Source organism: Variovorax sp. P4_B10 (genome assembly GCF_056402375.1).
This window is the reverse complement of sequence record NZ_JBFUHN010000082.1, coordinates 19,197-27,591: the sequence shown is the minus strand read 5'-3', so window position 1 is coordinate 27,591 and position 8,395 is coordinate 19,197. Positions and strand designations below refer to the sequence as shown.

At 64.7% G+C, this 8,395-nt stretch carries 12 protein-coding genes; 5 read left to right on the top strand and 7 right to left on the bottom strand.

From position 1 onward, the window contains the following. Nucleotides 1-37: 37 nt before the first annotated feature. From AC1DXX_RS27835 to AC1DXX_RS27815, 5 genes are read left to right on the top strand one after another with little or no spacing between them, the layout of a single operon-like run. Entirely contained in the window at nt 38-409 is a 372-nt protein-coding gene (locus AC1DXX_RS27835; RefSeq protein ID WP_478137443.1) for a VOC family protein, read from the top strand. Between the two features lie 6 nt (nt 410-415). Beyond that, on the top strand, nt 416-865 hold the full coding sequence (locus tag AC1DXX_RS27830) for an EVE domain-containing protein (protein ID WP_478137442.1): 450 nt from the start codon (nt 416-418) through the stop codon (nt 863-865). Between the two features lie 41 nt (nt 866-906). After that, nucleotides 907-1,356, top strand: coding sequence for a GyrI-like domain-containing protein (locus tag AC1DXX_RS27825; protein WP_478137441.1), 450 nt, complete (start codon nt 907-909; stop codon nt 1,354-1,356). Beyond that, nucleotides 1,353-1,484 (top strand): hypothetical protein, encoded by a 132-nt coding sequence (locus AC1DXX_RS27820; protein ID WP_478137440.1) that lies wholly within the window; start codon nt 1,353-1,355, stop codon nt 1,482-1,484. The genes AC1DXX_RS27825 and AC1DXX_RS27820 overlap by 4 nt, the downstream gene beginning before the upstream one ends. Further along, nucleotides 1,484-2,197: a helix-turn-helix transcriptional regulator gene (locus tag AC1DXX_RS27815; RefSeq protein ID WP_478137439.1), complete on the top strand. Its 714-nt coding sequence runs from the start codon at nt 1,484-1,486 to the stop codon at nt 2,195-2,197. Before AC1DXX_RS27820 ends, AC1DXX_RS27815 begins: the two co-directional genes overlap by 1 nt. A gap of 27 nt (nt 2,198-2,224) precedes the next feature. On the opposite strand, the gene dnaB is transcribed toward AC1DXX_RS27815, so the two are convergent. The 7 genes from dnaB to ppsA form a co-directional block, all read right to left on the bottom strand. After that, nucleotides 2,225-3,628, bottom strand: coding sequence for a replicative DNA helicase (gene dnaB / locus AC1DXX_RS27810; protein ID WP_478137438.1), 1,404 nt, complete (start codon nt 3,626-3,628; stop codon nt 2,225-2,227). A 169-nt stretch (nt 3,629-3,797) separates the two neighbouring features. Continuing rightward, on the bottom strand, nt 3,798-4,250 hold the full coding sequence (gene rplI / locus AC1DXX_RS27805) for a 50S ribosomal protein L9 (protein ID WP_478137437.1): 453 nt from the start codon (nt 4,248-4,250) through the stop codon (nt 3,798-3,800). A 12-nt stretch (nt 4,251-4,262) separates the two neighbouring features. Continuing rightward, complete coding sequence (rpsR, locus tag AC1DXX_RS27800; RefSeq protein ID WP_007830781.1) at nt 4,263-4,544, bottom strand: 30S ribosomal protein S18; 282 nt, start codon at nt 4,542-4,544, stop codon at nt 4,263-4,265. Between the two features lie 21 nt (nt 4,545-4,565). Next, a complete protein-coding gene (gene priB, locus AC1DXX_RS27795; protein ID WP_478137436.1) occupies nt 4,566-4,880 on the bottom strand; it encodes a primosomal replication protein N in 315 nt (104 codons plus the stop codon). 4 nt (nt 4,881-4,884) lie between these two features. Further along, entirely contained in the window at nt 4,885-5,259 is a 375-nt protein-coding gene (gene rpsF, locus AC1DXX_RS27790) for a 30S ribosomal protein S6 (protein WP_198787691.1), read from the bottom strand. 116 nt (nt 5,260-5,375) lie between these two features. After that, nucleotides 5,376-5,852: a hypothetical protein gene (locus tag AC1DXX_RS27785; RefSeq protein ID WP_478137435.1), complete on the bottom strand. Its 477-nt coding sequence runs from the start codon at nt 5,850-5,852 to the stop codon at nt 5,376-5,378. Between the two features lie 125 nt (nt 5,853-5,977). Beyond that, nucleotides 5,978-8,371 carry a phosphoenolpyruvate synthase gene (gene ppsA / locus AC1DXX_RS27780; RefSeq protein WP_478137434.1) on the bottom strand — a complete coding sequence of 798 codons (2,394 nt, stop codon included), beginning with the start codon at nt 8,369-8,371 and terminating at the stop codon, nt 5,978-5,980. Between the last annotated feature and the right edge of the window lie 24 nt (nt 8,372-8,395).

Sequence of the window (8,395 nt, the reverse complement as noted above, 5' to 3'; positions counted from 1 at the left end):
TCAGGGCTCCTTCCAACGCAACGAAAGAGAGCCCTTCATGCAAAACGCCATCAGCTGGTTCGAGATTCCCGTCAACGACATGGACCGCGCCCAGGCCTTCTACGAAACCGTGCTCGGCCGCAAGCTGCGCCGCGAGAACTTCGGCGGCCAGACGCTCGCCGTGTTCCCCTACGACGACCCCGCCACCGGCGGCGCCCTGCAAGCCGGCGCGAATGCCAGCGCAGGCGCGGGCAGCGGCATCCGCATCTACCTCGACTGCATGCCGAGCATCGATGCCGTGCTCGCGCGGATCGAGGCGGCCGGCGGGCAGATCGTGGCGCCCAAGTCTGCACTGCCGCCGGGCATGGGCTTCATCGCCCACCTGCGCGACACCGAGGGCAACGAAGTCGGCCTGCACGCCCTCGCCTGAACCGCCATGGCACAGCGCAACTGGATCGCCGTTGCCAGCGCCGAGCATGCCCGGCGCGGACGCGACCACAAACCGCTCGGCTTCATGCAGGTCGGCCACGGCAAGCTGGGACCGCTCAAGCGCGTTTCGGCGGGCGACCGCGTGGCCTACTACGCGCCGGCCGCGGTGTTCGGAGGCACGGACAAGCTGCAGAGCTTCGTGTCGATCGGCATCGTGCAGACTGGCGAACCCTACGAATTCGACATGGGCGATGGCTTTGTCCCCTGGCGCCGCGACGTGGTCTATGCGGCCGCGCACGAGGCGCCCATCGCACCGCTGATCGAACGCCTGGCCTTCATCGAGAACCCCAGGCAATGGGGCTACAAATTCCGCTTCGGCATGCTCGACGTCACCGACGCCGACATGGCACTGATCGCCCGGACCATGAAGGCCGACCTGAAAACGCTCGCGCTCTGAGCAGCCCGGCCCGAACACCACCTACGCAGGAGAAAAACCAGATGGAGCCCGTCCGCCAACATCACGACGCCTTCCAGATCGCAGGCCTCACGGTCCGCACCACCAATCGCGAAGAGAACGACCCGGCAACGGCCCGTATCGGCGCGCTGTGGGGGCGTTTCTTCGGCGAGCAGACCTACGGATCGACGCCCCATCGCACAGGCGACAGTCGCATTTTCAGCGCCTACTCCGCCTACGAATCCGACGCCCATGGCGCCTTCGACGTGACCGTGGGCGTGGCCGTCTCGGGCGGCGAAAACGGCATGGCCGTCGAAGCCGGCGACTACCTCGTCTTCACCGGCCAGGGCGAGATGCCGCAAATGGTGATCGCCACCTGGCAGCGCATCTGGCAGTATTTCGAGGCGCACCCGACAATCGCGCGCCGCTACCACAGCGATTTCGAAGCCTACGAGGGGCCGGACAAGGTGGCGATCCACATCGGAGTTTCATGAGCATCAAGAAGAGCTGGCACGGCAAGCTCGGCAGCCACCCCCACCTGGCGAACGTCGAGGAGATTCCTCTGTCGATGCGCGATCGGCACGGCGAAGACTTCGCGAAAAAACTCTCCGGAACACGCTGATGCGCCGCGCCGACCGCCTGTTCCAGCTCGTGCAGCTCATTCGCGGGCGGCGGCTCACCACGGCTGCGTTCCTGGCGCAGCGCCTCGAGGTGTCGGAACGCACGGTCTACCGCGACGTGGCCGACCTGCAGCACCAGGGCGTGCCGATCGAAGGCGAAGCCGGCGTGGGCTACAGGCTGGGTGCGGGCTTCGAGCTGCCGCCGCTGATGTTCACGCAGGACGAGGCCTCGGCGCTCGTGGCCGCGGCACGGCTCGCGCAGAGCTGGGTCGATCCGGCGCTGGCGCGCGACATCGAGACGGGGCTGGGAAAGATCCTCTCGGTACTGCCGCCGGCCGCGCGCGTTTCGGCCGAAGCGCTGGCGCTCTATGCGCCCGCGCTGGGCCTGGACGACGTCATGGGCGCCCGGCTGCAGACCTTGCGCGAGGCCGTGCAGGCGCATCACAAGCTGCGCCTCAGCTACCGCGATGTGTCGGGCGATGCGAGCGAGCGCACGGTACGGCCGCTCGGCTGCTTCTACTGGGGCAAGGTCTGGACACTCTCGACCTGGTGCGAGCTGCGCAATGACTTCCGGGGCTTTCGCGTCGATCGCATGGACACGGTCGACGTGCTGCCCGAGCGCTTTCGCGACGAGCCGGGCAAGACGCTGGCCGACATGCTGCGGCAGGTGAAAGCACAGGCGGCTGAAGCGAAGTTGCTTGCGCAGCAGAAATAGCCCCGGGCCATCCCTCGCCGCGCAACGTCAGTACTGGTCGTTGTGGCTGTAGCCGGCCAGGTTCTCGAACTTCGTGATCGGCTTGAGGAACGCCAGCTTGATGGTGCCGGTGGGGCCGTTGCGGTGCTTGCTGATGATCACCTCGGCCACGCCCGGCTCCTTGCTGTTCTTGTCGTAGTAGTCGTCGCGGTAGATGAACATGATGATGTCCGCGTCCTGCTCGATGGCACCGGATTCGCGCAAGTCGCTCATCATGGGGCGCTTGTCGGTACGGCTTTCCACGCCTCGGCTGAGCTGCGACAGCGCGATCACCGGGCACTTGAGCTCCTTGGCCAGCATCTTCAGGCCGCGCGAGATTTCGCCCACGGCCGTGGCGCGGTTCTCGTCACCCATGCTGGTCGACATGAGCTGGAGGTAGTCGACCACGATCAGCCCGAGACGCCCATACTGACGCGCCAGTCGGCGCGCATTCGCACGCAGTTCGCTGGTGGACAGGCCCGGCGTTTCGTCGATGTGCAGCGACACGGTGCGCAGTTTCTCGATGGCCTCGGTGAGGCGCGGCCATTCCTCGTCGCTGAGCTTGCCAGTGCGCAGGTGCCCCTGGTCGATGCGGCCGATCGAACCCACGATACGCACGGCCAACTGAGAGGCGCCCATTTCCATCGAGAACACCGCCACCGGCAGCCCCTCGTTCAGCGCCACGTGCTCGGCGATGTTGATCGCGAGCGAGGTCTTGCCCATCGATGGACGCGCGGCCAGCACGATCATGTCGCCCGGCTGCAGGCCCGAGGTCATCTTGTCGAAATCATGGAAGCCGGTGCGCACGCCGGTGATGTCGTTCGGGTTCTCGGCCATCTCGGTCACGCGGTCGAGCAGCTCGACCACCAGGGCATCCATGCTCTGGAAGCCCTGCTTCATCCGCGTGCCTTCTTCGCCGATGTTGAAGATCTTCTGCTCGGCCTCGTCGAGGATCTTGTCGACCGCCTTGCCCTGCGGGTTGAAGGCCTGGGTGGCGATCTCGTCGCTGGCGGAGACGAGCTTTCGCAGGATCGAGCGTTCGCGCACGATCTCGGCATAGCGCCGGATGTTGCTCGCGCTCGGCACGTACTGCGCGAGCGAGTTCAGGTAGACCAACCCGCCGATCTCGTCGGCCTTGCCGAGGTTCTGCAGTTGCTCGTAGACGGTGATGACGTCGGCCGGCTTGCTGGCATTGATCAGCCCGCCGACGGCCGCGTAGATCAGCTTGTGTTCGTGGCGATAGAAGTCGCCGTCGACCAGCAGGTCGCCCATGCGGTCCCAGGCGCTGTTGTCGAGCAGCAGGCCACCCAGCACGCTCGATTCGGCCTCGATGGAGTGAGGCGGAATGCGCAGTTGGGCGATCTGGCGGTCGGCCGACGGATTGCCGTCGGCATAGGAAAAAGCGGCGGACATGGACTTCCCTTGCAACCCTGCATGCTAAGCCGCGCACGGTGCTGCGCGTGTGGACAAGGTTGTGAATAAACGGTGATCTTCCGGTGCAACGCACTGGAAAACTCCGGAGGCACAAAAAGAAAAGCCGCCCGGAGGCGGCTTCTGTGGCAGCGCGCGAGGCGCCGCGCGATCAGGCGGTTTCGCCGTAGACCGTGACGGTGATCTCGACGACCACGTCGGTGTGCAGCGCAACGCTCACTGTGCTGTCGCCAACAACCTTGATCGGGCCGTTGGGCAGGCGCACTTGCGACTTGGCAACCTTGTAGCCTTGCTTGCCCAGTTCTTCAGCGATGTCGCTGTTGGTGACCGAGCCGAACAGACGGCCGTCGACGCCGGCCTTCTGCGTGAGCTTGACGGTCGAACCGGCAAGCTTTTCGCCTTGGGCTTGCATTTCAGCCAGCTTGGCGGCCGCAGCCTTTTCGAGTTCGGCGCGCTTGGCTTCGAATTCGGCCTTGTTGGCAGCGGTGGCGCGGCGAGCGCGGCCCGACGGAATCAGGAAATTGCGTGCGTAACCGTCCTTGACCTTGACGATTTCGCCCAGCGTGCCGAGGTTGACAACCTTGTCCAGAAGAATGACTTGCATGGTGTCGGCTCCTTAGACGCGGTGTTGGTCGCTGTACGGGACCATGGCCAGGAAGCGGGCGCGCTTGATGGCGGTGTTGAGCTGACGCTGGTAGATCGCGCGCGTGCCGGTCAGGCGTGCGGGGATGATCTTGCCGTTTTCGCTGATGAAATCACGCAGCGTGTCGATGTCCTTGTAGTCGATTTCCTCGACGCCAGCGACGGTGAAACGGCAGAAGCGCTTGCGCTTGAACAGCAGCGACTGGGTGTTGCGCTTCGGGCGCTTGTCTTTGTTGAATTTCTTGAACGTGGCCATTTGGGGACCTCTTGTCGAAAATTAATCTTGCTGAAAATCCTGGATGTGCAGGACCGGATGCTTGCCATTGCCCGGTGTCGCGAGAAAGCCCTGAAAACGCCAGAGACTCCCCATCGACTGCTTTGCGAGCCGTTCGGCGATGGCGCCGAAGGCAACGGCCTTGAGGGCCGTCTTCACCTGTCTGGCTTTTCCTGCTTCGAGAAGCGTCGACTCGTGGTCGAGCTTCAGATCGATGGCAGGAAGTCCGGCGGGCGTGAATCGCAAGGCTCCGAGTTCGGCAACCGAGGCGGTCAGCAAAAGCTGATTGACCCCCGTTGCCGCAGCGGCAGCAGTCACACCATCAGTTGTTGTTGGCGGCGTATTCGGCCTGCTGGGCCTTGCGGGCTTCTTCGCGCTCGACCGTCTTCATCATCGACGAAGGACCGGTGTCGGCCTTCTTCTTCTGAACGGTGAGGTGACGCAGCACGGCATCGTTGAACTTGAACGCGTGTTCGAGTTCGCCCATCACGGTCTGTTCGGCTTCAATGTTGACGCACAGGTAGTGAGCCTTGTTGAGCTTGTTGATCTGGTAAGCCAGCTGACGGCGGCCCCAGTCTTCAACGCGGTGGACCTTGCCGCCGCCGGCCGTGATCAGGCCCTTGTAGCGCTCCAGCATGGCCGGAACTTGTTCGCTCTGATCGGGGTGGATCAGCAAAATGATTTCGTAGTGACGCATGGCACTCCTTGTGGATTCTTCCGAGGAAGAGGAAAAGCCACCTGCAGCGTCGGGCGCAGTGTGGCAAGGCAAAGCCAGCGATTATAGCCCTGTATTTCGCATTCCGGCAAGGGCACTCAGTCGTTGAGGGCCTTGTCCAGGGCGGCGGCTTTCTCCGGACCGACCGCGGCGCGGATCTTGGGCGCCAGCGCCAGGAGGTCTTCGTAGCTGGTGGTCCCCTCGACCTGGAGGTTGAGCCGGAACCCCATCAGGCCCAGGCTGCCGGTGAGTTGGGTGGCGATGGGATAGGCGTCCTTGTAACGCTGCTGCCTGCTGCGGCCGGATGGCGGTGCCGCCGCCGGTGCGGCCGGCGTCACGGTTTCGGGCGCGCCGCCCGCTGCCAGTGGCGCGGCCTTGCCATCCGCCGGCTCCAGCAGACCCAGTTCGACCATCTGATCGATGTCTTCGCGGGCGATGCCCATGCCATTGGCCAGCACCTCGTCGACCGAGCGCTTGCCGTCGAACAGGATGAAGGCCGAGCGCTGCCGCGGCGACAGGGGGACCGAGCGGTCCTTCAGGGCCTGGTGGCCCGTTTGCGTCTTCACAAGAATCATGGTGGTCTTCCCTTCCGGGATACGCCCGTGAGTCTCACAAGTCTGGCATCAAATACGCAATTCGTTTCAGTATCACCCTCGGGTAGCGGGAATCCCCCCATGGGGATTTCCGCAATCCGGGGGATTCAGCGCTTGGCGAGCTGCTGCCAGGTGTCGATCACGCTGTCGGGGTTGAGGGAGATCGACTCGATCCCCTCTTCCGCCAGCCAGAGCGCGAAGTCCGGATGGTCGCTGGGGCCCTGGCCGCAGATACCGACGTACTTGCCCTCGGCCTTGCAGGCCTTGATGACACGACTCAGCAGCGCCTTGATGGCCGGGTCGCGCTCGTCGAAATCGGCCACCAGCAGTTCGAGCCCCGAGTCGCGGTCCAGGCCCAGCGTGAGCTGGGTCAGGTCGTTCGAGCCGATCGAGAAGCCGTCGAAGAACTTCAGGAATTCCTCGGGCAGGATCGCGTTGCTCGGCACCTCGCACATCATGATCAGCTTGAGCTCGTTCTCGCCGCGCTTCAGGCCGTGCTCGCCCAGCAGCGTGGTCACGCGCTCGGCCTGGCCCAGGGTGCGCACGAAGGGCACCATGATCTGCACGTTGACGAGGCCCATCTCGTTGCGCACGCGCTTGAGCGCCTCGCACTCCATGGCGAAGGCTTCGCCGAAGTCGGCGCTCAGGTAGCGCGCGGCGCCACGGAAGCCCAGCATCGGGTTTTCTTCTTCCGGCTCGTAGCGGCTGCCGCCGATCAGCTTGCGGTACTCGTTCGACTTGAAGTCCGACAGGCGCACGATCACCTGCTTCGGCCAGAAGGCGGCGGCGATGGTCGCGATGCCTTCGGCGACCTTGTCGACGTAGAAGGCACGCGGCGAAGCGTGGCCCCGGGCCACCGACTCGACGGCCTTCTTCAGATCGTTGTCGACGTTCGGATAGTCGAGGATCGCCTTCGGGTGCACGCCGATGTTGTTGTTGATGATGAACTCGAGCCGCGCCAGGCCCACGCCATGGTTCGGCAGCTGCGCGAAGTCGAAGGCCAGCTGCGGGTTGCCGACATTCATCATGAGCTTGATGTCGATCTCGGGCATCACGCCGCGCTGCACTTCGGTCACTTCGGTTTCGAGCAGGCCGTCGTAGATGAAGCCGGTGTCGCCTTCGGCGCAGCTCACGGTGACCAGCGTGCCGTCCTTCAGCAGGTCGGTCGCGTCGCCGCAGCCGACCACGGCCGGAATGCCGAGCTCGCGCGCAATGATGGCCGCGTGGCAGGTGCGCCCGCCGCGGTTGGTGACAATGGCGGCAGCGCGCTTCATCACCGGCTCCCAGTTGGGGTCGGTCATGTCGGTGACGAGCACGTCGCCGGCCTGCACCTTGTCCATCTCGCTGATGTTGTGCACGAGGCGCACGGGGCCGGTGCCGATCTTCTGGCCGATGGCGCGGCCTTCGGCCAGCACGGCGCCCTTGCCCAGCAGCTTGTAACGCTGCTCGGCCTTGCCCTGCTGCTGGCTCTTCACCGTTTCTGGGCGCGCCTGCAGGATGTAGAGCTGGCCGTCAGTGCCGTCCTTGCCCCACTCGATGTCCATCGGGCGGCCATAGTGCTCTTCGATGACGAGCGCGTACCTGGCGAGCTGCTCGACATCGGCATCGCTCAGCGAATAGCGGTTGCGCTGCTCGGCCTTGACGTCGGTGGTCTTGACCAGCTTGCCGCTCGCCTTTTTCTCTTCGGGCGTCGCGAACTCCATCTGGATCAGCTTGGAGCCGAGGTTGCGGCGGATCACGGCGCGCTTGCCGGCGCGCAGCGTCGGCTTGTGCACATAGAACTCGTCGGGGTTCACGGCGCCCTGCACCACCGTTTCGCCCAGGCCGTAGCTCGAGGTGATGAACACCACCTGGTCGAAGCCCGATTCGGTATCGATGGTGAACATCACGCCGGCCGCGCCGAGGTCGGAACGCACCATGCGCTGCACGCCCGCCGAGAGCGCGACCACGTCGTGCTCGAAGCCCTTGTGAACGCGGTAGCTGATGGCGCGGTCGTTGTAGAGGGAGGCGAACACCTCCTTCATCTTGTGCAGCACGTCCTCGATGCCGACCACGTTGAGGAAGGTTTCCTGCTGGCCGGCGAACGAGGCATCGGGCAGGTCTTCGGCCGTGGCGGAGGAACGCACGGCGAACGAGGCGGACGGATTGCCGGCGCTCAGCGTGGCAAAGGCCTCGCCGATGGCTTTCTGCAGGTCGGCCGGAAAGGGCTGGGATTCGACCATGGCGCGGATCTCGGCGCCGGCCGTGGCCAGTGCGCGCACGTCTTCGGTGTCGAGCGCGGCCAGGCGCTTGCTGATCTTGTCGGCCAGGCCGTCGTGGGCCAGGAACTGGCGGAATGCATGCGCCGTGGTCGCAAAACCGGTGGGCACCCGCACGCCCTGCGGCAGCTGCGAGATCATTTCGCCGAGGCTGGCGTTTTTACCGCCAACCGCCTCGACGTCGGTCATTCTCAGGTTTTCAAACGGTACGACCAGGGCGGTCGCGTCGAAAAGTGCAGACATGGGAAAGCTCCAGAAGTTGAAACC

Excerpts from the sequence above, each read along its gene's own strand:
- dnaB (WP_478137438.1), bottom strand. The coding sequence starts at position 3,628 with ATGTCCGCCGCTTTTTCCTATGCCGACGGCAATCCGTCGGCCGACCGC.
- rplI (WP_478137437.1), bottom strand. The coding sequence starts at position 4,250 with ATGCAAGTCATTCTTCTGGACAAGGTTGTCAACCTCGGCACGCTGGGC.
- AC1DXX_RS27825 (WP_478137441.1), top strand. The coding sequence starts at position 907 with ATGGAGCCCGTCCGCCAACATCACGACGCCTTCCAGATCGCAGGCCTC.
- AC1DXX_RS27835 (WP_478137443.1), top strand. The coding sequence starts at position 38 with ATGCAAAACGCCATCAGCTGGTTCGAGATTCCCGTCAACGACATGGAC.
- rpsR (WP_007830781.1), bottom strand. The coding sequence starts at position 4,544 with ATGGCCACGTTCAAGAAATTCAACAAAGACAAGCGCCCGAAGCGCAAC.
- AC1DXX_RS27815 (WP_478137439.1), top strand. The coding sequence starts at position 1,484 with ATGCGCCGCGCCGACCGCCTGTTCCAGCTCGTGCAGCTCATTCGCGGG.
- AC1DXX_RS27820 (WP_478137440.1), top strand. The coding sequence starts at position 1,353 with ATGAGCATCAAGAAGAGCTGGCACGGCAAGCTCGGCAGCCACCCCCAC.
- AC1DXX_RS27785 (WP_478137435.1), bottom strand. The coding sequence starts at position 5,852 with ATGATTCTTGTGAAGACGCAAACGGGCCACCAGGCCCTGAAGGACCGC.
- AC1DXX_RS27830 (WP_478137442.1), top strand. The coding sequence starts at position 416 with ATGGCACAGCGCAACTGGATCGCCGTTGCCAGCGCCGAGCATGCCCGG.
- ppsA (WP_478137434.1), bottom strand. The coding sequence starts at position 8,371 with ATGTCTGCACTTTTCGACGCGACCGCCCTGGTCGTACCGTTTGAAAAC.
- rpsF (WP_198787691.1), bottom strand. The coding sequence starts at position 5,259 with ATGCGTCACTACGAAATCATTTTGCTGATCCACCCCGATCAGAGCGAA.